The organism is uncultured Bifidobacterium sp., assembly GCF_963540075.1.
Lineage (GTDB): Bacteria > Actinomycetota > Actinomycetes > Actinomycetales > Bifidobacteriaceae > Bifidobacterium.
Map to the genome: position 1 here is coordinate 1 of NZ_CAUTOG010000027.1, position 23619 is coordinate 23619.

Below are 23619 nucleotides of genomic sequence, written 5' to 3' on the forward strand. Positions count from 1 at the left end.
GCGTCGTCGAAAGCGGCGAGGTGTACCAGGTCGGCACCTACAGCGGCAACCCCCTGTGCGTCGCCGCCGCCCGGGCGAATCTCGAGAAGGTCCTCACGCCCGAGGCCTATGAGCATTTCGACCACCTCAACCGACGTCTTATGGATGGCTGCACCGAGGTCATCCGCAGGTACGGGTTCCCTGGCTACGCGGTCGGCTTCGGCGCCAAGGGGTGCGTGACGTTCTCTCCTCACAAGATCGTCGACTACGTCACCTTCCGCAAGGGGCAGCGCGCCGACCTCAACAAGCTGTGCTGGCTGTACGCCATGAACCGCGGCGTGTTCATGACGCCCGGGCGCGAGGAGGAGTGGACCCTGTCCGTGGCGCATGACGATGCGGCGTGCGACGCCTATATCAACGCCTTCGCCGAAATGGCGCACGACCTCATGGCCGACTAGGCGGATCGAGGGTCCGGCTCCCCAACACGGGATCCGGGCCCTTTTCGAAGGGGAAACCGGACGCGCGAGGAGCACGAAGGAAAGGATGGCTTCGATGTATGCAGTCACCAACCCCGCCACGGGCGAGGTCGAGGAGAGGTACGAGACGTTCACGGACGGCCAGGTCGAGCAGGCGGTTTCGTCGGCGGACCGCATCTGGCGGGAATGGTCGCAGGTGTCGTCCCTCGACTCCCGGATTCGGCTGATGCACAACGTGGTCGAGATCTACATGCGTCGCCGGGACGAACTGGCTGACATCATCCACCACGAGATGGGCAAATCCCTCGAGGAGGCGGCGGGGGAGGTCGAGTTCTCCGCGCAGATCTACGCCTACTACGCCGACCACGCCCGGGAGCTTCTCGCCGACATGCCGGTCGATCGCGTCAGCGGGGGCACCGCGGTCGTGCGCAAGCTTCCGGTGGGGCCGCTGCTCGGCATCATGCCATGGAACTATCCCTACTACCAGGTCGCACGCTTCGCCGGTCCGAACCTGCTCATCGGGAACACCGTGGTCCTCAAGCACGCCTCCCTATGCCCGAAGTCCTCGGCGGCCATGGAGGCGATATTCCTTGAGGCCGGATTCCCCAAGGGCGCCTTCGTCAACGTCTACGCCAGCATCGATCAGGTGACCGGCATGATCGCCGATCCTCGGATCAGAGGCGTCTCCCTGACCGGATCCGAAAGGGCGGGCAGACAGGTGGCGGCCGAAGCAGGGCGTGCGCTCAAAAAAGTCGTCTGCGAACTTGGGGGGAGCGATCCCTTCATCGTGATGAGCGCGGACGATCTGGATGAGACCGTCCGCTACGCCGTCGCTGCACGGTACGAGAACGTCGGCCAGATCTGCAACGGCGCCAAGAGGTTCATCGTCGTCAACGATCTGTACGATGACTTCCTCTCCCGGTTCGCGGAGGCCTCCCGCGCCCTCGACCTGGCGCCTATGTGCTCCGAGGCTGCCGCGGCGCATCTCAGCCGTCAGGTCCATCAGGCCCTGGACGAGGGCGCCAGGCTCGTCATCGGCGATCCGGACAACAGAGGGGCGTCGTTCAGCCCCACGATTCTCGCCGACATCCCCGAGGATGCCTCGGCGAGACGGGAAGAGTTCTTCGGCCCGGTCGCCCAGTTCTACCGCGTGTCCGACGCCGGTGAGGCCCTGCGGGTCGCCAACGACAGCCCGTACGGTCTCGGGTCCTACGTCTTCACCACCGACACGGCCGAGGCGGAGTTCTTCGCCGACGGGATCCAGGCGGGAATGACCTATGTCAACGAGGCCGGGGCGGACAGCGCCGAGCTTCCGTTCGGAGGGGTGAAGAACTCGGGATTCGGCCGTGAAATGGGTGAGCTCGGGATGCGCGAGTTCGTCAACCTCAAGCTCATCACGCGGCACGAGGAAGACTGAGGCCGACGGAGTCGCCGACGGCTGGCGCAGCAGAGAGTTCCGCCGGCGAAGCCGGTCGCACGCCGAAGGACATCGCCTCGTGACCCTGCGTGGGAACCCGATCGGGATGACATGGCGGTCGCCCGTGGCGTCTCCGCCGAAACGCGTCCAGTCGGATCCGCGGGTCGGGGCGTGCCGATAGGACGGGAGAATGACCGACGGCTCCACGACGATTCACGATTCCGAGACGACGGGGGATTCCCGTGGCCTCGGCACCCCTGATGGCTCCGTGCTGACGGTGCTCCCGATTTCCGGTGGGCCCGAGGCGGCGGAATATGACCAGCGTCGTTCGCGCTTCCTCGGCTACGCCTTTCCCATGCGCTCCGCGGACCAGATGGCAGGAATCGTCTCTCGGATTCGACATGAGCATGACGGCGCGCGCCATGTCGTGCATGCGGCCGTCCTGGCCGGGGACGGGACGGAATCGCGGTCCGTGAGCATTCACATGAACGATGACGGTGAGCCTTCCGGCACCGCCGCCCGTCCGATTCTCGACGTGCTTCGGGCTCGTCGCATCGAGAACGGCCTGGTCGTCGTCGTCCGCTACTTCGGGGGCGTCCTGCTCGGGGCTCCGGGTCTTGTTCGCGCCTATTCAGCCGCCGCCTCGGCGGCCTTGGACCAGGCCCGGCTCGCGGCCCTGGTGCCCTTCCGCCGGTATCATGTCATCCTCCCCTACGCCTTTCTCGACCAGCTCGACCATCTGGCCACGCGTGCCGGAGGGCACCGCGAGAGCTGCTCCTACTCCGACCACGTCGAGGGAGAGGTGGTGGTTCCCGACGCGGTGGCGAAGGCCTTCAGCGAGGCCGTGGTTCGGGGGAGCGCCGGTCGTGTCGTCCCCGAGGACCGCGGAGTCGTGCGTGAGGCGGTCCCCCTCCCTGAGGACGATGCCGCATCCGAGGGCGGCATGGCGTAGGAGGACATCGTGCGGCGGGATATGGTGGAGCCATGACCGATGATGAGCATGCCGACGCCGAAGGATCCGAGGATGCCACGCATCCCGATGACGACGGATTCCGTCCCCTCACCATGGACTATGAGCGGCTGAGGCATTCGAGCGACAGCGCCGAGCTCAGCGCCGAGGCGCGACGCCCTCTTCCCGACAGATCCGACCAGGCCGCGTTCTCGCGGGCCACGGCGCTTCTTGAGGCCGTCGCCGGCAATCCATCCACCCCCGTCGAGGACCGCGTCCTCCTGGCGACGACCATGCCCTTCCCCAACATCCTCGTGAAGCTTTCCACGGACCCCGATCCCCGCGTCCGCGCCGCGGTCGCCGGAAACCCCAACGACAAGAACTGGCTGGCGGGCAGACTGACGAAGGACCCAGACCTCGACGTCCGGGGAGCCGCGTTGCGCAACCCCTCCACATCGTGGCGCATGAGGTTGGAGGGGGCGCAGGACCCCCGCACGGATTCTGACACGCTCGGCTTCCTCGGGGGTCTCGGTCTTGGCGACGACGGTTCGCCGCGCGTCCTCGCGGCCATGGTCCGGCGTGCCGTCGCAGGCAACCCCTCCGCCGCCTCGGGGACGCTGGACCTGCTCGTCGGGGATCCCGACCCGGATGTGTCTCGTGCGGCGAGGTCAAGGCGGAGACTGTAGGCGTTGCAGGGGGTCCGGCCGCGTGGCGGATTCGTGGAGGATTACACTTGTCGCTATGACAGAGAAGACCGAAAGCGCAGAACGCCTGGCTCGCCCGCTTATCCGGCTGGCGAAGCTGGTCGGGATCGGAACCGACTACGTCGGCCAGTCCAACGACTACCACCAGATCGACGATGACGTCCTGGTGGCCATCCTCGAGTCCCTAGGCATCGATGCCACGGACGATGAGTCCATCGACAAGGCCATTCGCACCATTCTCGACGAACGGCATAGGCGCCTGGTCGCGCCGACCCTCCTTCATACGGTGGGTGCCGAGTCCCGTGTTCTCGTGAACACCGGCATTCTGGAGATCCCGCAGGCCACCATCACGCTGGAGGACGGCACGGACTATGGAAGTCCGCTCACGGCCGGCCCCGGCGACGGCTCCCAGGCGTATTCGCTGGGTGACGGCTTCGTGGCCACGGCGTCCATCCTCGTTCCCGCCGATCTGCCGGTCGGATACCACACCCTCCATGTTCGTGTGGGCGACAGGACGCAGGATGCCGCTCTCATCAGCGCCCCCGAGCGCATCGAACTCCCCGAGCGGCTGCGGAGCGGACAGCTCTGGGGATGGATGGCTCAGCTGTACTCCATAAGGTCCTCCGGATCGTGGGGGGTGGGCGACTATCAGGATCTGAGAACCATGCTGGTCGACGCCAAGAGGAAAAGCGGCGCCGACTTCATCCTGGTCAACCCGCTGCACGCCGGAGAGCCCGTGGCGCCTCTGACCCCGTCGCCGTACCTGCCCATCTCGCGTCGCTTCGTGAACTTCACCTACATCCGTCCCGAGGCCGTACCCGAATACGCCTCTCTGGGCGAGGACGTGCGTCGGCAGGTCGCGGAACTGCATGAGCAGGTGGAGCCGCTCAACGGCGATGCGCAGCTCATCGACCGCGATGCGATGTGGCGCGTCAAGATGCGCGCCCTGTGGCTCATCTTCAAGGGCGGACGCCCGCAGAGCAGGCAGGACGCCTTCGACTCCTTCCGACGCTCCTGCGGTGAGGAGCTCGAGGCCTATGCGACATGGTGCCTGTGCTACGACAAGTGGGGCGAGCCGGGCACGGGCGAGGACGACTGGGAGTCGCGCCTCGACCGCGACTCCCAGGAGGTCGCGTCGCTTCGTGGACAGTATCCCGACACCCTCGACTTCTACCGCTGGCTGGAATGGATCGCCACGGAGCAGCTCGAGGCGGCGCAGCAGGAGGCGCGGGACGCCGGCATGCAGCTGGGTATCATGGCCGATATGGCGGTCGGCGTCCATCCCGTCGGATCCGATGTGTGGTGGAATCCCGAGCGCTTCGCCAAGGGGGTCACCGTCGGAGCTCCACCGGACTACTTCAACCAGCAGGGTCAGGACTGGAGTCAGCCGCCGCTCAACCCGATCGAGCTGGCGAACACGGGCTATTCCGTCTACCGTGACATGGTCCATGGCATGTTCCGCAAGGCCGGGGCGGTTCGCATCGACCATATCCTCGGGCTGTTCCGTCTGTGGTGGATTCCCCGCGATCACACCGCCAAGCAGGGATCCTACGTCTACTACGACTCGGAGGTCATGCTCGGTATCCTCGCCATCGAGGCCAGCCGGGTGCACGGCGTGGTCGTCGGCGAGGACCTCGGCGTCGTCCCTGACTACGTCGAGGAGTCCCTTGAGCGTCATGGGGTGTTCGGATGCAACGTCGAATGGTTCGAACAGCAGGAGGGCGCGTTCCTGGCACCCGGGACCTGGCGCAGAAACGCGCTGGCCTCCGTCAACACCCATGATCTGCCGCCGGCCGCGGGGTACCTCACCTATGAGCAGGTGAAGATTCGTCAGCGTCTCGGCCTCCTCACGACCCCCGTCGAGGAGTTCCAGGCGGATGCCGTCCGGGAGCACAACGCGATGATGACCATGCTCGTCGACAACGGCTTCCTCGACCCCGAGCTGCTCAAGGACGAGGAGGGCAACCAGAGGCAGATCGTCGAGGCGCTCTACCGGGCGCTCAAGGCCGCCCCAAGCTATCTTCTCGCCGCGGCGATCGTCGATGGCGTCGGGGAGAAGCGGACGCAGAACCAGCCCGGCACGAACAACGAGTACCCCAACTGGCGGATTCCTCTTGCCGATGCGAACGGGGACGTCGTCCCTCTGGAGAAGCTCTTCGACGAGACGAGGATGCGCTCGCTGTCGGCGATCATGAACGCCTGACCGTCCCTCGTCGGGGTCACTTCCGCGGACGCCCGGGCCGTGTCCATGGCAACACGGTCCGGGCGTCCGACGTGTTGCGGTAAGTCCAGGACGGCGATATAGTAGAGGATTGTTGTGTTTCCCTCAGGGGTCCTTCAAAGCGCTTCCCACTCGCCATCGAGGACTTTCAGGGAGCCCACGGAAATAAGGTCCGCGCCATCCGGGTAAAAACCCGTGCGGGAGCGGGTCTGGAACACAATAACGAGAAAAGGTACACCTGTGAAAACCTTCACACCGAAGCCGGCCGATCTGAGCCACGACTGGTACGTCGTCGACGCCACGGATGTGGTGCTCGGACGTCTCGCCACCCAGGTCGCCACGCTGCTGCGCGGAAAGAACAAGCCCTCCTTCGCCCCCCATGCGGATTCGGGCAATCATGTCATCGTCCTCAACGCCTCCAAGGTCGCGCTGACGGGCAACAAGCTGGGCAAGGAGCTTTATTCACACTCCGGACGCCCCGGCGGACTGCGCCGTGACACCTATGCGAAGCTGCTCGCCACCAATCCGGAGCGTCTCATCGTCTCCGCGGTTCGCGGCATGCTTCCGAAGAACCGTCTATCGGGCGTCCAGCTTGCGAGGCTGAGGGTCTTCGCCGGCGCGGAGCATCCTCATACGCCTCAGAAGCCCACGAACTTCGAGATCACTCAGGTCTCGCAGCAGGCCAAGTGAGTCGAAGGGAGAACATGACCATGGCTGACACCACCACCACCGCCGTCGACGAAACCGAGGAGACGGTGACCTCCTACACCACGGAGACCAATTCCGGCGAAGGCACCGGCACCTCCGCGGTCGAGCCCGGCTACGGCACCGGCCGCCGCAAGGAGGCCATCGCCCGCGTCCGTCTCGTTCCCGGAAGCGGGAGCTGGACCATCAACGGACGCAGCCTTGAGGACTACTTCCCTTCGAAGCTGCTGCAGCGCGAGGTCAACTCGCCCATCGTTCTGCTCAAGCTTGAGAACCGCTTCGACGTCATCGTCCTCGTCGAGGGCGGCGGCACCACCGGCCAGGCCGGCGCCATCCGTCTCGGCGTGGCCCGCGCCCTCAACGCCATCGACCGCGACGTCAACAGGGCCTCTCTGAAGAAGGCCGGGTTCCTGACCCGCGACGCCCGCATCGTCGAGCGCAAGAAGGCGGGTCTGCACAAGGCCCGTCGCGCTCCGCAGTTCTCGAAGCGCTGACGCGTTCGGTCCGCATACGAAGCCTCCGGCCATTTGGCCGGGGGCTTCGTCGTATGTCCCCGGTGCTCTTGTTCGGTCGGTCGTTCATCCGTTCCGCGTTTCCCCGAACCCCGGATGATGCTCGTCGTTCCCGGGTCGTCGTCGCTTGGACCTTCATTCCGGGATCGTTGTGGGGATGCTGCCAGATGTAGTTCTCTCGGTTTTCTTCACTCGAAACCGAACAGTTCGCGTTCATTCCCGCACATCGCATTCACCCTTTCCCCCATGAAACGCTCAATATCCCGCATGCCGACGCTGGTAGGGCGTATCGGTTAGATTGTGATGCAGGTCACAGAAATGTGACGATTCCGGACCGGTCGTCGAGACGAGCCGACCGGTCATGATCCAAGGAGGACTGCAGTGGCAGACGAACATCGCAACGCCCCGAAGGACAAGCCGGCTCCCGAGGAGGTCCAGAAGCAGGCCGAGGCCGAGGTCGACGTCCTGGTCGGCAAGGCCCTCAAGGCGCTCAAGGCCTTCGAGGGGCTTGACCAGAAGCAGGTCGACCACATCGTGGCCAAGGCCTCCATCGCCGCTTTGAACAAGCATCTCGTCCTCGCGAAGATGGCGGTCGACGAGACCGGCCGCGGACTGGTCGAGGACAAGGCGACGAAGAACATCTTCGCCTGCGAGCATGTGACGAACTACCTGGCGGGGCAGCGCACCGTCGGCATCATCCGCTCCGACGACATCCTCGGAATCGACGAGGTCGCCGAACCCGTGGGAGTCGTGGCCGGCGTGACCCCCGTGACGAATCCGACCTCGACGGCGATCTTCAAGTCGCTGATCGCCCTCAAGACGCGCTGCCCCATCATCTTCGGCTTCCATCCCTTCGCTCAGAAGAGTTCCTCGGCAGCCGCCCGCATCGTCAGGGACGCCGCGATCGCCGCCGGGGCACCCGCCGACTGCATCCAGTGGATCGAGCACCCCTCCATCCAGGCCACCGGCGCCCTGATGAAGCATCCGGGCGTGGCGACCATCCTCGCCACCGGAGGCCCCGGCATGGTGAAGGCCGCCTACACCTCCGGCAAGCCCGCCCTCGGCGTCGGGCCCGGCAACGCCCCGGCATACGTGGACGTGGACGTGGACGTGGCGCGCGCCGCCAACGACCTCGTGCTTTCCAAGCATTTCGATTACGGTATGATCTGCGCCACGGAGCAGGCGGTCATCGCCCGCAAGGAGATCTATGCCCCTCTCGTCGACGAGCTCAGGCGTCGGAAGGTCTACTTCGTCGATGACGAGGAGAAGGCCAAGCTCGAGAAGTACATGTTCGGCTGCACCGCCTATTCCGGCGGCACTCCGAAGCTCAATTCGGTCGTCCCCGGCAAGTCGCCGCAGTTCATCGCGCATGCGGCCGGCTTCGAGGTCCCCGACGACGCGACCATCCTGGCCGCGGAATGCCGTGAGGTCGGTGAGAACGAACCGCTCACCATGGAGAAGCTCGCTCCGGTCCAGGCGGTGCTCAGCGCCGAGGACAAGGAGCAGGGCTTCGAGATGTGCGAGAAGATGCTCCGGCACGGGGCCGGCCACACCGCCGCCATCCATACGAACGACCGTGATCTGGTCCGCGAATACGGCCTGCGCATGCACGCCTGCCGCATCATCTGGAACCAGCCCTCGTCCCTCGGAGGCATCGGCGACATCTACAACGCCATCGCCCCGTCCCTGACGCTCGGCTGCGGCTCCTACGGTGGCAACTCGGTATCCGGGAACGTCCAGGCGGTGAACCTCATCAACATCAAGCGGATCGCTCGGAGGAACAACAACATGCAGTGGTTCAAGATCCCCGCGAAGACCTACTTCGAGCCGAATGCGATCAGGTATCTGCGCGATATGTACGGCATCCGCAGAGCCGTCATCGTCTGCGACAAGGTGATGGAGCAGCTGGGCATCGTCGACAGGATCATCGACCAGCTGCGTGCGCGCTCCGAGCGCGTCACCTTCCGCATCATCGACTACGTCGAGCCGGAGCCCTCGGTGGAGACCGTCGAGCGCGGCGCGGCGATGATGCGTGACGAATTCGAGCCCGACACCATCATCGCCGTTGGCGGCGGTTCGCCGATGGACGCCGCCAAGATCATGTGGCTGCTCTACGAGCGTCCGGAGATCTCCTTCTCCGACGTGCGCGAGAAGTTCTTCGACATCCGCAAGCGTGCGTTCAAGATCCCGCCGCTCGGGAAGAAGGCGAAGCTCGTGTGCATCCCGACCTCCTCGGGGACGGGTTCGGAGGTCACGCCCTTCGCCGTGATCACCGATCACAAGACCGGCTACAAGTATCCGGTCACGGACTATGCGCTCACCCCGTCGGTGGCCATCGTCGACCCGGTGCTCGCCCGGACCCAGCCGCGGCGACTGGCCCAGGACTCGGGCTTCGACGCCCTGACGCACGCCATGGAGGCGTATGTGTCCGTGTATGCGAACGACTTCACCGATGCCATGGCGCTGCATGCCGCGCGCCTGATCTGGGACAACCTCGAGGTCTCCGTCAACGGCGAGGACGGCGAGGCGAGGACGATGGCCAAGGAGCGCATGCACAACGCGGCCACGATGGCGGGTATGGCCTTCGGTTCGGCCTTCCTCGGCATGTGCCACGGCATGGCGCACACCATAGGCGCGCTGTGTCACATAGCCCACGGCCGAACGAACTCCGTCCTGCTGCCGTATGTCATCCGCTACAACGGCTCCGTCCCGATGGAGCCCACGAGCTGGCCGAAGTACAGCCGGTACGTCGCCCCCGAGCGCTATCAGGAGTTCGCTCGCGACCTCGGCGTCGATCCCGGTCGGACCCCCGAGGAGGGCGTGGAGAATCTTGCGAAGGCCGTGGAGGATTTCCGCGACGTCAGGCTGGGGATGAACTCCAGCTTCAAGGAGCTCGGCGTGGACGAGGACTACTACTGGGGGATCCTCGACCAGATCGGCATGCGGGCGTTCGAGGACCAGTGCACGCCCGCGAATCCGCGTGTCCCGCAGATCGAGGACATGAAGGACATCGCCATCGCCGCCTACTACGGCGTGAGTCAGGCCGAGGGGCATCGTCTGCGGATCCAGCGTGAGGGCGTCAATGCCACCGAGGAGGCGTCGGAGCGCGTCTGAATGAGCCCTTGGCGAGGGCCGGAGCGATCAACGGCGGCGGCTGCCTGAGGGCGGTTCGCCGCCGTTTCATGCCCGGAACCGAAGGAACGTCCATCGACGGGTTCGATCGTGGATGGCGCGGGATACGGGGTGCTTCAGGTGGGGGCAATCAGTGCTCGGCCCGCGCGATGGCCTCGGCTATCCGGTCGCCGCCGAAGTCATGGCGACGATAGTCGGGGTCGTCCACCGGCAGATGCTGGACGAGGGTGTCGAAGACCTGGCTGAGCACCTCTCCGTGCTCGAGAACCGCGTCAAGGACATGGCCTCCGATCGTGCGGTCATCCGACAGGAAATGCTCGTGGAATCCGGCGACGGCCGCGCCGTCGAACATCGGGGGAGTGAAGTACCCCAAGAGCGTCCCGCTCACGTCGTGGGCGAGGAACATGGCCTGCCGGTCGGCCACGGCCTCCAGCGGGGGATAGGGCGTCCTCTGCTTGATGACGGCGCGGGTCTTCATGAAGCTGAAGCGCCCCCGGACGATGACCGAGAAGAAGGTGTTGGCCCGTCCGTTGGCCTCGACGATACGGGCGTTGAGTTCCTCGAGCCCGATGTCGTCGCGTGCGCACTGGAACTGGAAGGCCTCCCGATGCACCGTGGCGAACGGCAGCGTGAAGGAATCCGGGACTTCGACGGCGCGTCCGTCCGCGCCGACCTTCCACGCGTGTCCACCCAGCATGATGAGCTCGCCATCGAGTCCCTCCCCCGTGCCGATGCCCGTGTCTCCATGCCGACGGAGCTCTCCGATGGTGGTCGTTCCCTCGAGCAGTCCGGGCACGAGCTGGGCAAGGGTTCCATGCTGATAGAGCATATTGGCGCCGTTGTCATGCACCGGCCCGATCGATTGTCCCCGTAGTGATGTCATGTCTGCCACCTTAGAGGCGCGGACTCGGTATGTCGGCCTATCAGAAGCCGTCTGTGGCGTGTCTGACGCAGACGCCTATCTGAGGCAGAGCGGGGCCACCGTATACACGACGCGGGACCCCCCTCCCAGTGGATGTGTCGCGAGGTCCGGAGACCACCGTGGCTGGGGGCCGGGAATCCCATGTCGTGATCGCGACACGCCGAAGCCTATCGCGTCGGTCGGGTGCTTTAATGGAGAAGTTGCCTGTTTTGGGCTCGCATATTGGAAGAAAAAAAGCGAGCGCGGCGCCCATGTCCTTTTTACCGGGTCATGGTTCGGTCGCGCACTGATGTGGAGCGTCCGCCGAATGGTCGGCGTTTCCGCCGGTGCCCCGTGCAGCAGGACGGAAAACACAAAGCAACCAAGAAAGGGCGGACGGCAATGGCGGGACAGAAAATCCGCATCAGGCTTAAGTCCTATGACCACGAGGTCATCGACCAGTCGGCGAAGAAGATCGTCGAGACGGTGACGAACGCCGGTGCCACCGTGGTGGGCCCGGTTCCTCTGCCGACCGAGAAGAACGTCTTCTGCGTCATTCGTTCTCCTCATAAGTACAAGGACTCCCGCGAGCATTTCGAGATGCGCACCCACAAGCGTCTCATCGACATCGTCGACCCCACCCCCAAGGCCGTGGACTCGCTGATGCATATCGACCTGCCCGCTGACGTCAACATCGAGATCAAGCTGTAGGGGAGGAGGGACCGCAATGTCGCAGAGGACCAATCGCAGCGCACTGCTGGGCAGGAAGCTCGGCATGTCGCAGGTGTGGGACGAGAACGGGTTCTTCGTCCCCGTCACCCTTCTTGACGTGTCCACGAACGTGGTCACCGCCGTCAAGTCCGAGGCCACGGACGGCTACGAGGCCGTCCAGATCGGGTACGGGCAGATCGACCCGATGAAGGTCACCAAGCCCCTTGCCGGGCATTTCGCCAAGGCCGGAGTCACCCCCCGTCGCCATCTCGTCGAGGTGCGCACGGCCGACGCCGCCGATTACAAGCCGGGACAGGAGCTCACCCCCGAGCAGTTCACCGAGGGCGTCGAGGTGGATGTCACCGGGACGACCAAGGGCAAGGGCTTCGCCGGAACGATCAAGCGCTGGGGCTTCAAGTCCTACAGGCGCACCCACGGATCGCACAAGAACGAGCGTCGCCCGGGTTCGGTCGGCGCCTGCGCCACCCCGAGCCGCATCCTCAAGGGCAAGCGCATGGCCGGTCACATGGGCCATGACACGTCGACGGCCCTCAACCTCACGGTTGTGAGCTCCGACGTCGAGTCGGGGATCATCGCCGTCAAGGGCGCGGTCCCCGGGCCCAAGGGCGCCATCGTCCTCATCCGTTCGGCAGTGAAGGGAGCCTGACATGTCCGGCATAACTCTGAACGTCAGCGGAGCGACCGGCGAGTCGCTCGGAACCGTGGACGCGCCGGTCGAGCTCTTCGGAGTCTCCGCCGAGGACGTCCAGGCTCACGTTCCGCTCGTCCACCAGGTCGTGATCGCGCAGCTCGCGGGCGCCCGCCAGGGCACGCATTCGGCGAAGAACCGCGCGGCCGTCTCCGGCGGCGGCAGGAAGCCGTGGAAGCAGAAGGGCACGGGTCGTGCCCGCCAGGGCTCCATCCGTGCTCCTCAGTGGGTTCACGGCGGAGTCGTCCACGGACCGGTGCCACGTTCCTATGACCAGCGCACCCCCAAGAAGATGAAGGCCGCGGCGCTGCGCTACGTCCTGTCCGACAGGGCCAACGCCGGCCGAATCGCCGTCGTCGACTTCGCCATCGGCGACAGGCCGTCCACGAAGAAGGCCGTCGCCGCGTTGCGTCCGGTCGTCGCCGAGGGCTTCACCACGGTGGTGCTCTCCCGGGACAACATCAACGAATGGCTCTCCGTGCGGAACATCCCGACGGTCCATGTGCTGTTCGCCGATCAGCTCAACACCTACGATGTGGTGACCGCCCAGTTCGTCGTCTTCTCCCGTGAAGGCTTCGACGCCTTCGTGGCGGCGAGGACCGAGCCCACCGCGAAGGAGGCCTGACCATCATGGTCGCAGTCCACAAGCCCGCACATGACGTCATCCTGAAGCCCGTCGTCTCCGAGAAGAGCTACGCGGCGTCGGATCGGGGACAGTACACCTTCCTGGTGGCCCCCGGATCGAACAAGGTGCAGATCAAGCAGGCAGTCGAGGATATCTTCAAGGTCAAGGTGACGAACGTCAACACCCTCAACCGCGCCGGCAAGCGCCAGCGCACCAGGACCGGCTTCGGTCGACGCGCCGCTCAGAAGCGCGCGATCGTCACGGTCGCCGAGGGTCAGACGATTGACATCTTCGGTAACTGAAGGCTAGCCGAGAAAGTCGAAGGAAGAACTACATTATGGCTATCCGTGTTTACAAGCCCACGACAGCCGGGCGTCGCAACGCCTCGGTCTCGGACTTCTCCGAGATCACGAGGTCCACGCCCGAGAAGTCGCTGGTGCGCAAGCTCAACTCCACGGGAGGTCGCAACTCCTACGGCCGTATGACCTCCCGCCATCGCGGCGGCGGCCACAAGCGCCAGTATCGTCTCGTCGACTTCAAGCGGTGGGACAAGGACGGAGTCCCGGCGAAGGTCGCGCAGATCGAGTATGACCCGAACCGTTCGGCACGCATCGCCCTGCTGCATTACGCCGATGGGGAGAAGCGCTACATCATCGCCCCGGAGGGAATCCACCAGGGGGATCTCATCGAGACCGGCGCCCAGGCCGATATCAAGCCCGGCAACAACCTGCCTCTGCGCAACATTCCCACGGGCACCGTCATCCATGCCATCGAGCTCCGTCCTCTCGGGGGCGCGAAGATCGCCCGTTCCGCCGGGGCCGCGGTCCAGCTCGTGGCGAAGGACGGCACCTACGCCCAGCTTCGCATGCCGTCCGGCGAGATTCGCAACGTCGACGCCCGCTGCCGGGCGACCATCGGAGAGGTCGGCAACGCCGAGCATGCGAACGTGGAGCTTGGCAAGGCCGGTCGCGCCCGCTGGCTCGGCAGACGCCCGATCACGCGTGGCGAGTCCATGAACCCCGTCGATCATCCGCATGGCGGACGCACTCGCGGTGGCAAGCCGCCGGTCTCGCCGTGGGGCAAGGGAGAGGTCAGGACTCGTCATCCCAAGAAGGCCTCGAACGCGATGATCGTCCGTCGTCGTCCCAATGGCAAGAACCGCAAGTAAGGGAGCGTCATCAAGATGACTCGTAGCATCAAGAAGGGCCCTTTCGTCGACGCCCACCTGCAGAAGAAGGTCGACGAGCAGAACGAGAAGGGTACGAAGAACGTCATCAAGACGTGGTCGCGCCGCTCGATGATCACCCCGGACTTCATCGGTCACACCTTCGCCGTCCATGACGGCCGCAAGCATGTGCCGGTGTTCGTCACTGAGGCCATGGTCGGGCACCGTCTCGGGGAGTTCGCCCCCACGAAGACCTTCCGGGGTCACGTGAAGGACGACAAGAAGGTTCGCCGCTAAGGAGGGCATGCACATGGAAGCTCAAGCAATAGCGCGTCACGTCCGCGTGACGCCGCGCAAGGCCCGCCGCATGGTCGACCTCATTCGTGGCAAGAAGGCCACCGAGGCCGTCACCATACTCAAGTTCGCGCCGCAGTCCGCCGCCCTCCCGGTCCGCAAGGTCCTGGAGAGCGCCATCGCCAACGCCCGCGTGAAGGCCGACCGAGACGGTGAGGCGTTCCGTGAGAACAGCCTCGTCGTGAAGGAGACGTACGTGGACGAGGGCGTGACGCTCAAGCGCTTCCGCGCCAGGGCGCAGGGACGTGCCGCTCGCATCAACAAGCGGACGAGCCACATCACCGTCGTCGTCGCCAGCAAGGAAGGAGGTCGCTGACATGGGACAGAAGATCAATCCCTTTGGCTACCGTCTCGGAATCACCGAGGACCATCGCTCGAAGTGGTTCTCCGACTCCAACAAGGTCGGCGAGCGCTACCGCGACTTCGTCCTTGAGGACGACGAGATTCGCAAGGCCATGAACCATGACCTCGAGCGCGCCGGCGTGTCCCGCATCATCATCGAGCGCACCCGCGACCGCGTCCGCGTCGACATCCACACCGCCAGGCCCGGCATCGTCATCGGCCGCCGCGGCTCGGAGGCCGAGAAGGTGCGGGCCAAGCTCGAGAAGATCACGCGCAAGCAGGTTCAGCTCAACATCTTCGAGGTCAAGAACGCGACCATCGACGCGCAGCTCGTGGCACAGGGCATCGCCGAACAGCTGACCAACCGTGTGACCTTCCGCCGCGCGATGCGCAAGGCGCAGCAGGACGCGATGCGCGCAGGCGCCAAGGGCATCAGGATCAAGCTCTCGGGTCGTCTTGGTGGCGCCGAGATGAGCCGGTCGGAGTTCTATCGTGAGGGCCGCGTGCCGCTGCAGACGCTGCGTGCTCTCATCGACTACGGATTCTTCGAGGCCAGGACGACCTATGGTCGCATCGGCGTCAAGGTGTGGATCTACAAGGGCGACATGACCGAGCGCGAGTTCGAGGAGCAGCAGGCGCAGCAGGGCTCCTCGCGTCCCGGACGTCGCGGGGATCGCAGGCCGCGCCGCGGTCAGCGTCCCGAGTCGCAGACGAGGGCCACCGAGCCGGCGACGGCTTCGGCCGAGGCCCCCGCCGCGGCGGAAACGAAGGAGTGAGCAATGCTTATCCCCAAGAGGACGAAGTACCGCAAGCAGCAGCGTCCCGCCCGCCGCGGCATGTCCAAGGGCGGCAACGAGATCGCCTTCGGTGACTATGGCATCCAGGCTCTGGCCCCGGCCTACGTCACCAACAGGCAGATCGAGGCGGCCCGTATCGCGATGACCCGCTACATCAAGCGCGGTGGACGCGTCTGGATTACCATCTTCCCCGACCGCCCCCTGACCAAGCATGCGCTTGGCTCCCGAATGGGTTCCGGGAAGGGCGTCCCGGAGTTCTGGATCGCCAACGTCCATCCCGGACGCGTCATGTTCGAGATCGGCGGCGTAACCGACGACATCGCGCATGAGGCTCTCAGGCGCGCCATCGACAAACTCCCCATGAAATGCAGGATCATAGCACGAGAGGGCGGTGACATCTGATGTCGGCAGGAACCGCGGAATACAGCATCAGCAACCTCAACGAGAAAACCAGTGCCGAGATCGAGGGCGTGATAGCCAAGTCCAAGGAGGAGCTGTTCAACCTCCGATTCCAGGCTGCCACCGGCCAGCTCGAGAACTCGGCCCGCCTCAAGGCGGTGCGTCGCGACATCGCCCGCATGTACACGGTCCTTCGCGAGCGCGAGCTCGGGATGACCCAGGAGCCTGCGGCTGCCGAGACCGCGGCCAAGGAGAAATGATCATGGCAGATCAGCAGGAGCGCAACTTCCGCAAGACTCGTCGCGGCTACGTCGTGTCCGAAGCGATGGACAAGACGGTCACCGTCGAGCTCGAGCAGCGTTCGACCCATCCGCTCTACGGCAAGGTCGTGCGCACCACGAAGAAGGTCAAGGTCCATGACGAGACGAACGACGCCCATGTCGGCGATCTCGTCAGCATCATGGAGACCAGACCTCTGAGCAAGACCAAGCGTTGGCGTCTCGAAAGCATCATCGAGCGCGCCAAGTAACAGGTTCGGCAAGGCTCCGCGTCCCACCCATGCGGTGGGCGGGGAGAACCGGCTCGGCAAAGGAGAATCAATGATTCAGCAGGAAACGCGGCTTCACGTCGCCGACAACACGGGTGCCAAGGAGATTCTTGCCATCCGCGTGCTCGGCGGGTCGAAGCGACGCTATGCCGGCATCGGCGACGTGATCGTCGCCTCCGTCAAGGACGCGATCCCCGGTGGATCCGTCAAGAAGGGCGAGGTGGTCAAGGCCGTCGTCGTCCGAACCGTCAAGGAGCACCGTCGTCAGGATGGCTCCTACATCAAGTTCGACGAGAACGCCGCGGTCATCCTCGGCTCCGGACACGAGCCCAAGGGCACGCGCATCTTCGGACCCGTCGGACGCGAGCTGCGTGACAGACGCTTCATGAAGATCGTGTCTCTCGCGCCGGAGGTGATCTGAATGGTGGCCAAGATCAAAAGCGGAGATCTCGTCCGTGTCATTCGCGGAAAGGATCGCGGCAAGGAGGGCAAGGTCACCAGGGTTCTCTCTGATGATCGGCTCATCGTCGAGGGCGTGCAGATCGTCAAGCGCCATCTCAAGGCCACGCAGCAGGGTCGTGAGGCGGGGATCGTTCCGACGGAGGCTCCGATCCACCGTTCCAACGTCATGCTCGTCGACCCCGAGACCAAGCAGCCGACTCGCGTCGGCGTGGTCATCAAGCAGGAGGCGCGTGACGGCAAGGTGAAAACCGTGCGCGTGCGCGTCGCCAAGAAGTCCGGAAAGGAGCTGGCATGACCGATACCACAGTTGAGGCGCCGGTTGCCCCGCGCCTCAAGCAGGATTACCGGGACCGCATCGTTCCCGAGCTCGAGAAGGAGTTCAGCCACTCCAACCCCATGCAGGTGGCACGGATTCAGAAGGTCGTCGTTTCGATGGGCGTGGGGGCCGCGGCTCGCGACTCCAAGCTCATCGAGGGCGCCGTCCGCGATCTGACGCTCATCACGGGGCAGAAGCCCAAGGTCACCAAGGCCAAGAAGTCGGTCGCACAGTTCCATCTGCGCGAGGGACAGGCCATCGGCGCCTACGTCACGCTTCGCGGCGACCGCATGTGGGAGTTCCTTGATCGTCTTCTCACGCTGGCGCTTCCGCGCATCCGCGATTTCCGCGGAATCAGCGGCAACCAGTTCGACGGCCAGGGGAACTACAACTTCGGTCTGACCGAGCAGTCCATGTTCCACGAGATCGAGCCCGACTCGATCGACCATCAGCGCGGCATGGACATCACCGTGGTGACCAGCACGCGGGACGACAAGGAGGCGCAGATGCTTCTGCGTCATCTTGGCTTCCCCTTCAAGGAGAAGAACTGATATGGCAAAAACCGCTCTGAGGAACAAGGCGGCCGCCAAGCCGAAGTTCAGGTCGCGCGCCTACACGCGCTGCCAGGTTTGCGGTCGTCCCCATTCCGTCTACCGCAAGTTCGGCCTGTGCCGCATCTGCCTTCGCGAGAAGGCGCATCGCGGCGAGCTCCCCGGCGTCACGAAGTCCAGTTGGTAAACATCGACGCTGAAGGTCCGCGGAGGGTCGGGGACGAGTCCCCCTCCACCGTCGGAAACCACGGCGAGAAAGGGCGTTAGCCCACATGACAATGACAGATCCGATCGCAGACATGCTTACGCGTCTGCGCAACGCCAGCGCGGCGAAACACGAGACCGTGGACATGCCGTATTCGAAGTTCAAGGCCAACATCGCCGAGATTCTCAAGCGCGAGGGCTACATCAAGGACTTCGCCGCCAAGGACGCCAAGGTGGGCAAGGACCTTGAGGTCACGCTCAAGTACGGCGCCCATGGCGAACGGTCGATCCAGGGCATCAAGCGCATCTCGAAGCCCGGACTTCGCCGCTATGCGAAGTCCGATTCGCTTCCCATGCCTTTGGGAGGTCTCGGCATCGCCATCATCTCGACGAGCTCGGGACTGCTGACCCAAAAGGAATGCCTCGACAGGGGCATTGGCGGCGAAATCGTCGCCTACGTGTGGTGAAAGGGGGAGACTGACATGGCATCGCATATCGGCAAGCTTCCCGTCGCCATCCCGGAAGGGGTGGAGGTCACCATCGATGGGCAGAGCTTCAGCGTCAAGGGCCCGAAGGGCTCCGACGGCTACGTCATCCCTGAGGGAGTGACGGGCGTCGTCGAGGACGGACACATCGTGCTCACCGCGCAGGACGATCTTCGCCCCACGCGAGCACGGCACGGTCTGAGCCGTTCCATCATCGCCGGCATGGTCAAGGGCGTCCACGAGGGATACTCCAAGAAGCTCGAGATAGTCGGCACCGGCTATCGTGCCCAGCTCAAGGGCACGAGCATCGAGTTCTCCCTGGGATACTCGCACACCATCACCGTCGATCCGCCCGAAGGCATCGAGTTCGAGCTTCCCAGCGCGACGCAGGTGATCGTCAAGGGCACGGACAAGCAGGTCGTCGGCCAGGCGGCCGCCAACATCCGCTCCCTGCGCGAGCCGGAGCCCTACAAGGGCAAGGGCATCAAGTACACCGACGAGAAGATCCTGCGCAAGGCCGGAAAGGCTGGTAAGTGATATGAGCGTCAAGATTTTCGGCAAGGGCACCAAGGTGGCCCGGCTCCGGCGCCACGCCCGACTGCGCAAGCGCATCAGCGGCACCGAGGAGCGTCCTCGTCTGGTCGTCACCAAGTCCAACAGGCATATGGTGGCCCAGATCGTGGATGACACCAAGGGAGTCACTCTGGTGAGCGAATCCACCCTGAACTCCGACTTCAAGGACTTCACGGGCACCAAGGTCGAGGCCGCGCGCAAGGTGGGCGAGCTCATCGCCAGGAAGGCCGAGCAGGCCGGCATCTCCACCGTGGTGTTCGACCGCGGAGGCAACAAGTACCACGGACGCGTCGCGGCTGTAGCCGAGGGCGCCCGAGAGGGAGGTCTGGCGCTGTGAGCGAGAACGACAACCAGAAGGAATCCTCAGTGGCACAGGACACGCAGAACGCCGCGTCCGAGAACCGCGGGGACGGCCGTCGCGGCCGCCGCGGGGACCGGCGTGGGGAGGGCCGTCGCGACGGCCGTCGCGGCCGCCGCGACGAGAACCGCGGCGACGAGCTTCTCGACCGCGTCGTGACCATCAACAGGGTGTCGAAGACGCATAAGGGCGGCCGCACCTTCAGCTTCGCCGCACTCGTCGTCGTAGGCGACGGCAACGGCACGGTCGGAGTGGGCTATGGCAAGTCGCGAGAGGTCCCCGCGGCGATCGCCAAGGGACAGCTCGACGCCCGCAAGCACATGTTCACCGTTCCGCGCGTCAAGGGCACCGTCACCCATCCGGTGATCGGCCATGACTCCGCCGGAACCGTGCTTCTGCGTCCCGCGGCACCCGGCACCGGCGTCATCGCCGGAGGCCCAGTTCGCGCCGTCATGGAGTGCGCCGGCATCAGCGACATCCTCACCAAGTCGATGGGTTCGCCCACCGCGGTGAACGTCGTTCGTGCGACCGTCGACGCCCTGAAGAAGCTCGAGGAGCCCGAGGAGATCGCGGCCCGTCGTGGCATCGCCATCGACGAGGTCGCCCCCGACTCCATGCTGCGCGCGCGGGCGGAAGGCATCGCCGAGGCCCGCAAGGTGCGCGAGGAGGCTGCCGCCAAGGCCGCCGAAGCGAAGGATGGTGAGTGATGGCAAGCATCAAGGTCACCCTGGTGCATGGAGTCGTCAATTCGACCCCTCGCCAGCGCGCCACCGTGCAGACTCTCGGCCTGCACCGCATCGGGCACAGCGTCGTCCGTGAGGACACGCCTGCCAATCGCGGTCTCGTCGACGTCGTCCGGCATCTCGTCACCGTAGAGGAGGTCGACTGACATGGCCAGCAATGATTCCGACATTCTCCAGATGCACGATCTGCATCCGGCCCCCGGAGCCAAGAGGGACCGTATCCGCGTAGGTCGTGGAGAGGGTTCGAAGGGCAAGACCTCCGGGCGCGGGGCCAAGGGCACCAAGAAGCGCTATCAGGTGCGTCCGGGCTTCGAAGGCGGACAGCTTCCGCTGTATATGAGGCTTCCGAAGCTTCGCGGCTTCAGGAACCCCTTCAAGAAGCAGTTCCAGGTCGTCAACGTCGCGACGCTGTCGGAGCTGTTCCCCGACGGCGGTGAGATCACCGTCGAGGCCCTCGTCGCCAAGGGCGCCGTCCGTCCCGGATACCTCGTCAAGGTGCTTGGAGACGGCGACGCGAAGGCGGCGTTCACCCTCCATGGCGTCACGGCTTCGGCCTCGGCGCTGTCCAAGATCCAGGCCGCCGGCGGGTCGGTCGCGCAGGACTGATTCCGAAGCGACCGCCGGTCCCGGATGCAGGCGTGACGTTTCGGCCCTCCTCGAGGCATCGGGGAGGGCCGAACGCATATCGTGTCCGGTTCCGAAGTCGCGGAACCACCGGACACGGGACGGACGCCGTCCTGGTCGGGAACCCGAGGTAGAAGCGCTACGGTAGAGTCGTTCATCGGTGGCCGACGGACCTGCGGATCCGAATCGCGCATCCGCGCTCTGGCGCAGACATAGGGAGGAAACCCCAAGGTGAGGACGTTAATCCAGGCGCTGAGGACGAAGGAACTTCGCAGGAAGATCCTCTTCGTGCTCGGCATCATCATCATCTATCGGATAGGATCGTTCATCCCGACCCCGGGCGTCGACTATTCGGTGGTGCAGAAGTGCGTAAGCACCGTGACGACGAGCTCCGAGAACTTCGTCGGACTCGTCAACCTCTTCTCCGGCGGCGCCATGCTGCAGCTGTCGATCTTCGCCCTCGGCGTCATGCCCTACATCACCGCGTCGATCGTCGTCCAGCTGCTTCGCGTGGTCATCCCGCGGTTCGAGGCCCTTCACAAGGAGGGTCAGTCGGGTGAGACGAAGCTCACGCAGTACACCCGATACCTGACCATCGGCCTCGCCGTCCTGCAGTCCACGACCATCCTCGTCACCGCACGTTCCGGCGCCCTGTTCAACTACCAATGCTCACAGGTGATTCCGGACGGCTCGGCCTGGAACCTCATCGTCATGATTCTCGTCATGACCGGAGGCACGGGACTCATCATGTGGATGGCCGAGCTGATCACCGACAAAGGCATCGGCCAGGGCATGTCCGTGCTCATCTTCATGTCCATCTGCTCGGGCTTCCTTCCGAAACTCTGGGAGATCGGCTGGGGGACCACGGGCAAGAACGGCAACTGGGCCAAGTTCGGCATCGTCACCGGCGTCCTGCTCGTGATCCTCATCTTCGTCGACTTCGTCGAGCTGTGCCAGCGCCGCATCCCCGTCCAGTACACGCGCCGGATGATCGGCCGGAAGATGTACGGCGGATCCTCGACGTATCTGCCGCTGAAGATCAACATGAGCGGCGTCATCCCCCCCATCTTCGCCTCCTCGATCCTCGCCATCCCGACGCTGATCGCCCAGTTCGGCAGCAGCAGCCAGAGCTGGGTGAGCTGGATCAACAGCAATCTCGCCGACACCACGTCGGTGTGGTACATCGCCCTGTATTCCCTCATGATCGTGTTCTTCTGCTTCTTCTACACCTCGATCACGTTCAATCCGGACGAAACGGCCGACAACATGAAGCAGTACGGCGGATTCATCCCGGGCATCCGCGCGGGCAACGCGACGAGCGGCTATCTCACCTACGTCATGAACCGTCTCAACACGGTGGGAGCGGTCTACCTGCTTTTCGTCGCCCTCATCCCCACGGTGCTCATCATGGCCCTCAAGCTCAACTACACCCTGCCCTTCGGCGGCACCACCATCCTCATCATCGCGGGGGTCGGTCTCGACACCCTCCGCCAGGCCAAGGCCCAGACGGAGCAGTTCCAGTACACCGGCTTCCTCTTCGAGAACACCTCGCACGTCGAGGGGAAATGAAATAGCAGAAAGGCATCAAAGACCGATGAGACTTCTCATCATGGGGCCCCAGGGCGTGGGCAAGGGCACGCAGGCGGCTCTGCTGAGCACCCATTACGGCATACCGGCCATATCCACGGGCGACATCTTTCGCTACAACCTGAAGAACCACACGCCTCTCGGCGTGAAGGCGCAGGCCTACATCGACCGCGGGGAGCTCGTCCCGGACGATCTGACGAACTCCATCGTCGGCGACAGACTGACCCAGGCCGACGCCGTCCAGGGATGGATCCTCGACGGATACCCCCGGAACGCGGCGCAGGTCGACGCCCTCGACGCGATCCTCACGGAGCTCGGCACGCCGCTCGACAGGGTCGTGGCGCTTCATGCGGACCACGATGTGCTGCTCGCCCGGATGAGCCGTCGGGCGAAGCTCGAGGGCCGCTCGGATGACACCCCCGACGCGATCGCCAGGCGCCTCGACACGTACGAACGTGAAACCGCCCCGCTTCTTGAGGTGTACCGCGACCGAGGGCAGCTTCTCGAGGTCGACGGATCCGGCGACGCCGAGTCCATCAGCGCGTCCATCATCGGGATTCTCGGCTGATTGACGGGACGGATGGGATCGGTCTGGTCCACTCTCGGGTGCCTCTTGGTGTTTCTCTCAGCGATATGCGACACGCCGCGTATCTCGATGCTTCAATGATATAAACTTGCAGTTTGGTGTGTCTTCGGGCATGTCATGTAATTCGCCGAGGAACGGAATGAGGCCCATGGCTAAAGACGGTGTGATCGAAGTCGAAGGTCGGGTGGTGGAAGCACTGCCCAACGCGATGTTTCGCGTGGAACTGGAGAACAAGCACATCGTTCTCGCCACCATTTCCGGCAAGATGCGCAAGAACTACATTCGCATCCTGCCGCAGGATCGCGTGGTGCTGGAAATGAGCCCCTACGACCTGAACCGCGGACGCATTACGTACCGTTACAAGTAAAGGCAAGGAAAACCATGAAGGTTAGCCCCAGCGTGAAGAGGATCTGCGAGAACTGCCGCGTGATCCGCCGCCACGGCCGCGTCATGGTGATCTGCACCAACCCGCGCCACAAGCAGCG

33 protein-coding genes and 1 pseudogene are annotated in these 23619 nt (G+C 64.6%); 33 read left to right on the plus strand and 1 reads right to left on the minus strand.

What is annotated here, in order from left to right:
* The 8 genes and pseudogenes from RWX87_RS04515 to adhE all read left to right on the plus strand — a co-directional run.
* A pseudogene (locus RWX87_RS04515) lies at positions 1 to 437 on the plus strand (aspartate aminotransferase family protein); the annotation flags it as partial.
* Between the two features lie 94 nt (positions 438 to 531).
* Complete coding sequence (locus RWX87_RS04520; protein ID WP_314687828.1) at positions 532 to 1872, plus strand: NAD-dependent succinate-semialdehyde dehydrogenase; 1341 nt, start codon at positions 532 to 534, stop codon at positions 1870 to 1872.
* Positions 1873 to 2062: 190 nt separating this feature from the next.
* Entirely contained in the window at positions 2063 to 2824 is a 762-nt protein-coding gene (locus RWX87_RS04525; protein WP_314687831.1) for a YigZ family protein, read from the plus strand.
* 113 nt (positions 2825 to 2937) lie between these two features.
* The gene (locus RWX87_RS04530) at positions 2938 to 3507 is read left to right on the plus strand and encodes an AbrB family transcriptional regulator (protein WP_399552304.1); all 570 of its coding nucleotides are present in this window, start codon (positions 2938 to 2940) and stop codon (positions 3505 to 3507) included.
* 55 nt (positions 3508 to 3562) lie between these two features.
* Positions 3563 to 5728, plus strand: a complete 2166-nt coding sequence (gene malQ / locus RWX87_RS04535) for a 4-alpha-glucanotransferase (RefSeq protein ID WP_314687837.1) — start codon at positions 3563 to 3565, stop codon at positions 5726 to 5728.
* A 258-nt stretch (positions 5729 to 5986) separates the two neighbouring features.
* Complete coding sequence (gene rplM / locus RWX87_RS04540; protein ID WP_314687839.1) at positions 5987 to 6436, plus strand: 50S ribosomal protein L13; 450 nt, start codon at positions 5987 to 5989, stop codon at positions 6434 to 6436.
* Between the two features lie 20 nt (positions 6437 to 6456).
* Complete coding sequence (gene rpsI / locus RWX87_RS04545; protein WP_314688044.1) at positions 6457 to 6945, plus strand: 30S ribosomal protein S9; 489 nt, start codon at positions 6457 to 6459, stop codon at positions 6943 to 6945.
* A gap of 399 nt (positions 6946 to 7344) precedes the next feature.
* On the plus strand, positions 7345 to 10077 hold the full coding sequence (gene adhE, locus RWX87_RS04550) for a bifunctional acetaldehyde-CoA/alcohol dehydrogenase (protein WP_314687842.1): 2733 nt from the start codon (positions 7345 to 7347) through the stop codon (positions 10075 to 10077).
* Between the two features lie 148 nt (positions 10078 to 10225).
* Here the strand turns inward: adhE and budA are convergent, their stop codons facing one another.
* Positions 10226 to 10978 (minus strand): acetolactate decarboxylase, encoded by a 753-nt coding sequence (gene budA, locus RWX87_RS04555; RefSeq protein ID WP_314687845.1) that lies wholly within the window; start codon positions 10976 to 10978, stop codon positions 10226 to 10228.
* A 420-nt stretch (positions 10979 to 11398) separates the two neighbouring features.
* Between budA and rpsJ the strand changes: the two genes are divergently transcribed.
* From rpsJ to rpmJ, 25 genes are all read left to right on the plus strand, one after another.
* Entirely contained in the window at positions 11399 to 11707 is a 309-nt protein-coding gene (gene rpsJ / locus RWX87_RS04560; protein WP_003827292.1) for a 30S ribosomal protein S10, read from the plus strand.
* Positions 11708 to 11723: 16 nt separating this feature from the next.
* Positions 11724 to 12374, plus strand: coding sequence for a 50S ribosomal protein L3 (gene rplC, locus RWX87_RS04565; RefSeq protein WP_314687973.1), 651 nt, complete (start codon positions 11724 to 11726; stop codon positions 12372 to 12374).
* A gap of 1 nt (position 12375) precedes the next feature.
* A complete protein-coding gene (gene rplD / locus RWX87_RS04570) occupies positions 12376 to 13041 on the plus strand; it encodes a 50S ribosomal protein L4 (RefSeq protein WP_314687976.1) in 666 nt (221 codons plus the stop codon).
* Positions 13042 to 13046: 5 nt separating this feature from the next.
* A complete protein-coding gene (gene rplW, locus RWX87_RS04575) occupies positions 13047 to 13343 on the plus strand; it encodes a 50S ribosomal protein L23 (RefSeq protein ID WP_314687979.1) in 297 nt (98 codons plus the stop codon).
* A gap of 35 nt (positions 13344 to 13378) precedes the next feature.
* Positions 13379 to 14209 carry a 50S ribosomal protein L2 gene (rplB, locus tag RWX87_RS04580; RefSeq protein WP_314687982.1) on the plus strand — a complete coding sequence of 277 codons (831 nt, stop codon included), beginning with the start codon at positions 13379 to 13381 and terminating at the stop codon, positions 14207 to 14209.
* 15 nt (positions 14210 to 14224) lie between these two features.
* Positions 14225 to 14503 (plus strand): 30S ribosomal protein S19, encoded by a 279-nt coding sequence (rpsS, locus tag RWX87_RS04585; RefSeq protein ID WP_314687984.1) that lies wholly within the window; start codon positions 14225 to 14227, stop codon positions 14501 to 14503.
* Between the two features lie 13 nt (positions 14504 to 14516).
* Positions 14517 to 14876 carry a 50S ribosomal protein L22 gene (rplV, locus tag RWX87_RS04590; protein ID WP_314687986.1) on the plus strand — a complete coding sequence of 120 codons (360 nt, stop codon included), beginning with the start codon at positions 14517 to 14519 and terminating at the stop codon, positions 14874 to 14876.
* 1 nt (position 14877) lies between these two features.
* Positions 14878 to 15678, plus strand: coding sequence for a 30S ribosomal protein S3 (rpsC, locus tag RWX87_RS04595; RefSeq protein WP_314687989.1), 801 nt, complete (start codon positions 14878 to 14880; stop codon positions 15676 to 15678).
* 3 nt (positions 15679 to 15681) lie between these two features.
* Positions 15682 to 16101, plus strand: a complete 420-nt coding sequence (rplP, locus tag RWX87_RS04600) for a 50S ribosomal protein L16 (protein WP_314687990.1) — start codon at positions 15682 to 15684, stop codon at positions 16099 to 16101.
* Positions 16101 to 16358 carry a 50S ribosomal protein L29 gene (rpmC, locus tag RWX87_RS04605; protein WP_314687993.1) on the plus strand — a complete coding sequence of 86 codons (258 nt, stop codon included), beginning with the start codon at positions 16101 to 16103 and terminating at the stop codon, positions 16356 to 16358. Before rplP ends, rpmC begins: the two co-directional genes overlap by 1 nt.
* Positions 16359 to 16360: 2 nt before the next feature.
* A complete protein-coding gene (rpsQ, locus tag RWX87_RS04610) occupies positions 16361 to 16627 on the plus strand; it encodes a 30S ribosomal protein S17 (protein ID WP_314687995.1) in 267 nt (88 codons plus the stop codon).
* A gap of 70 nt (positions 16628 to 16697) precedes the next feature.
* On the plus strand, positions 16698 to 17066 hold the full coding sequence (gene rplN / locus RWX87_RS04615; RefSeq protein ID WP_314687998.1) for a 50S ribosomal protein L14: 369 nt from the start codon (positions 16698 to 16700) through the stop codon (positions 17064 to 17066).
* The gene (gene rplX, locus RWX87_RS04620) at positions 17067 to 17402 is read left to right on the plus strand and encodes a 50S ribosomal protein L24 (RefSeq protein WP_314687999.1); all 336 of its coding nucleotides are present in this window, start codon (positions 17067 to 17069) and stop codon (positions 17400 to 17402) included.
* On the plus strand, positions 17399 to 17974 hold the full coding sequence (rplE, locus tag RWX87_RS04625) for a 50S ribosomal protein L5 (RefSeq protein ID WP_314688001.1): 576 nt from the start codon (positions 17399 to 17401) through the stop codon (positions 17972 to 17974). The genes rplX and rplE overlap by 4 nt, the downstream gene beginning before the upstream one ends.
* A 1-nt stretch (position 17975) precedes the next feature.
* Positions 17976 to 18161: a type Z 30S ribosomal protein S14 gene (locus tag RWX87_RS04630; protein WP_314688004.1), complete on the plus strand. Its 186-nt coding sequence runs from the start codon at positions 17976 to 17978 to the stop codon at positions 18159 to 18161.
* A gap of 85 nt (positions 18162 to 18246) precedes the next feature.
* A complete protein-coding gene (gene rpsH, locus RWX87_RS04635; RefSeq protein WP_314688006.1) occupies positions 18247 to 18645 on the plus strand; it encodes a 30S ribosomal protein S8 in 399 nt (132 codons plus the stop codon).
* 15 nt (positions 18646 to 18660) lie between these two features.
* Entirely contained in the window at positions 18661 to 19200 is a 540-nt protein-coding gene (gene rplF, locus RWX87_RS04640) for a 50S ribosomal protein L6 (protein WP_314688009.1), read from the plus strand.
* A 1-nt stretch (position 19201) separates the two neighbouring features.
* Positions 19202 to 19573, plus strand: coding sequence for a 50S ribosomal protein L18 (rplR, locus tag RWX87_RS04645; protein WP_314688011.1), 372 nt, complete (start codon positions 19202 to 19204; stop codon positions 19571 to 19573).
* The gene (rpsE, locus tag RWX87_RS04650; RefSeq protein WP_314688014.1) at positions 19570 to 20301 is read left to right on the plus strand and encodes a 30S ribosomal protein S5; all 732 of its coding nucleotides are present in this window, start codon (positions 19570 to 19572) and stop codon (positions 20299 to 20301) included. The genes rplR and rpsE overlap by 4 nt, the downstream gene beginning before the upstream one ends.
* A complete protein-coding gene (gene rpmD, locus RWX87_RS04655; RefSeq protein WP_314688017.1) occupies positions 20301 to 20483 on the plus strand; it encodes a 50S ribosomal protein L30 in 183 nt (60 codons plus the stop codon). Before rpsE ends, rpmD begins: the two co-directional genes overlap by 1 nt.
* 1 nt (position 20484) lies before the next feature.
* Positions 20485 to 20943, plus strand: a complete 459-nt coding sequence (rplO, locus tag RWX87_RS04660; RefSeq protein ID WP_314688020.1) for a 50S ribosomal protein L15 — start codon at positions 20485 to 20487, stop codon at positions 20941 to 20943.
* 249 nt (positions 20944 to 21192) lie between these two features.
* On the plus strand, positions 21193 to 22530 hold the full coding sequence (gene secY, locus RWX87_RS04665; RefSeq protein WP_314688022.1) for a preprotein translocase subunit SecY: 1338 nt from the start codon (positions 21193 to 21195) through the stop codon (positions 22528 to 22530).
* 25 nt (positions 22531 to 22555) lie between these two features.
* Positions 22556 to 23116, plus strand: a complete 561-nt coding sequence (locus tag RWX87_RS04670) for an adenylate kinase (RefSeq protein ID WP_314688024.1) — start codon at positions 22556 to 22558, stop codon at positions 23114 to 23116.
* Between the two features lie 166 nt (positions 23117 to 23282).
* A complete protein-coding gene (infA, locus tag RWX87_RS04675; protein WP_004268611.1) occupies positions 23283 to 23501 on the plus strand; it encodes a translation initiation factor IF-1 in 219 nt (72 codons plus the stop codon).
* Between the two features lie 14 nt (positions 23502 to 23515).
* Positions 23516 to 23619: 50S ribosomal protein L36 (rpmJ, locus tag RWX87_RS04680; protein ID WP_314688047.1), on the plus strand; the 104-nt coding region annotated here is incomplete at its 3' end.

Bases quoted from the DNA above. Each gene is read 5' to 3' on its own strand.
- rpsH (WP_314688006.1), top strand. From the start codon at position 18,247: ATGACAATGACAGATCCGATCGCAGACATGCTTACGCGTCTGCGCAAC.
- malQ (WP_314687837.1), top strand. From the start codon at position 3,563: ATGACAGAGAAGACCGAAAGCGCAGAACGCCTGGCTCGCCCGCTTATC.
- RWX87_RS04530 (WP_399552304.1), top strand. From the start codon at position 2,938: ATGGACTATGAGCGGCTGAGGCATTCGAGCGACAGCGCCGAGCTCAGC.
- RWX87_RS04630 (WP_314688004.1), top strand. From the start codon at position 17,976: ATGGCAAAAACCGCTCTGAGGAACAAGGCGGCCGCCAAGCCGAAGTTC.
- rpsQ (WP_314687995.1), top strand. From the start codon at position 16,361: ATGGCAGATCAGCAGGAGCGCAACTTCCGCAAGACTCGTCGCGGCTAC.
- rplD (WP_314687976.1), top strand. From the start codon at position 12,376: ATGTCCGGCATAACTCTGAACGTCAGCGGAGCGACCGGCGAGTCGCTC.
- rpmD (WP_314688017.1), top strand. From the start codon at position 20,301: ATGGCAAGCATCAAGGTCACCCTGGTGCATGGAGTCGTCAATTCGACC.
- rplE (WP_314688001.1), top strand. From the start codon at position 17,399: ATGACCGATACCACAGTTGAGGCGCCGGTTGCCCCGCGCCTCAAGCAG.
- rplN (WP_314687998.1), top strand. From the start codon at position 16,698: ATGATTCAGCAGGAAACGCGGCTTCACGTCGCCGACAACACGGGTGCC.
- rpsC (WP_314687989.1), top strand. From the start codon at position 14,878: ATGGGACAGAAGATCAATCCCTTTGGCTACCGTCTCGGAATCACCGAG.
- infA (WP_004268611.1), top strand. From the start codon at position 23,283: ATGGCTAAAGACGGTGTGATCGAAGTCGAAGGTCGGGTGGTGGAAGCA.
- rplC (WP_314687973.1), top strand. From the start codon at position 11,724: ATGTCGCAGAGGACCAATCGCAGCGCACTGCTGGGCAGGAAGCTCGGC.
- rplW (WP_314687979.1), top strand. From the start codon at position 13,047: ATGGTCGCAGTCCACAAGCCCGCACATGACGTCATCCTGAAGCCCGTC.
- rplP (WP_314687990.1), top strand. From the start codon at position 15,682: ATGCTTATCCCCAAGAGGACGAAGTACCGCAAGCAGCAGCGTCCCGCC.
- rpsI (WP_314688044.1), top strand. From the start codon at position 6,457: ATGGCTGACACCACCACCACCGCCGTCGACGAAACCGAGGAGACGGTG.
- rplF (WP_314688009.1), top strand. From the start codon at position 18,661: ATGGCATCGCATATCGGCAAGCTTCCCGTCGCCATCCCGGAAGGGGTG.
- rplB (WP_314687982.1), top strand. From the start codon at position 13,379: ATGGCTATCCGTGTTTACAAGCCCACGACAGCCGGGCGTCGCAACGCC.
- rplX (WP_314687999.1), top strand. From the start codon at position 17,067: ATGGTGGCCAAGATCAAAAGCGGAGATCTCGTCCGTGTCATTCGCGGA.
- RWX87_RS04520 (WP_314687828.1), top strand. From the start codon at position 532: ATGTATGCAGTCACCAACCCCGCCACGGGCGAGGTCGAGGAGAGGTAC.
- rplV (WP_314687986.1), top strand. From the start codon at position 14,517: ATGGAAGCTCAAGCAATAGCGCGTCACGTCCGCGTGACGCCGCGCAAG.
- rplR (WP_314688011.1), top strand. From the start codon at position 19,202: ATGAGCGTCAAGATTTTCGGCAAGGGCACCAAGGTGGCCCGGCTCCGG.
- rpsS (WP_314687984.1), top strand. From the start codon at position 14,225: ATGACTCGTAGCATCAAGAAGGGCCCTTTCGTCGACGCCCACCTGCAG.
- rplO (WP_314688020.1), top strand. From the start codon at position 20,485: ATGGCCAGCAATGATTCCGACATTCTCCAGATGCACGATCTGCATCCG.
- rpsJ (WP_003827292.1), top strand. From the start codon at position 11,399: ATGGCGGGACAGAAAATCCGCATCAGGCTTAAGTCCTATGACCACGAG.
- budA (WP_314687845.1), bottom strand. From the start codon at position 10,978: ATGACATCACTACGGGGACAATCGATCGGGCCGGTGCATGACAACGGC.
- RWX87_RS04525 (WP_314687831.1), top strand. From the start codon at position 2,063: ATGACCGACGGCTCCACGACGATTCACGATTCCGAGACGACGGGGGAT.
- RWX87_RS04670 (WP_314688024.1), top strand. From the start codon at position 22,556: ATGAGACTTCTCATCATGGGGCCCCAGGGCGTGGGCAAGGGCACGCAG.
- rpmC (WP_314687993.1), top strand. From the start codon at position 16,101: ATGTCGGCAGGAACCGCGGAATACAGCATCAGCAACCTCAACGAGAAA.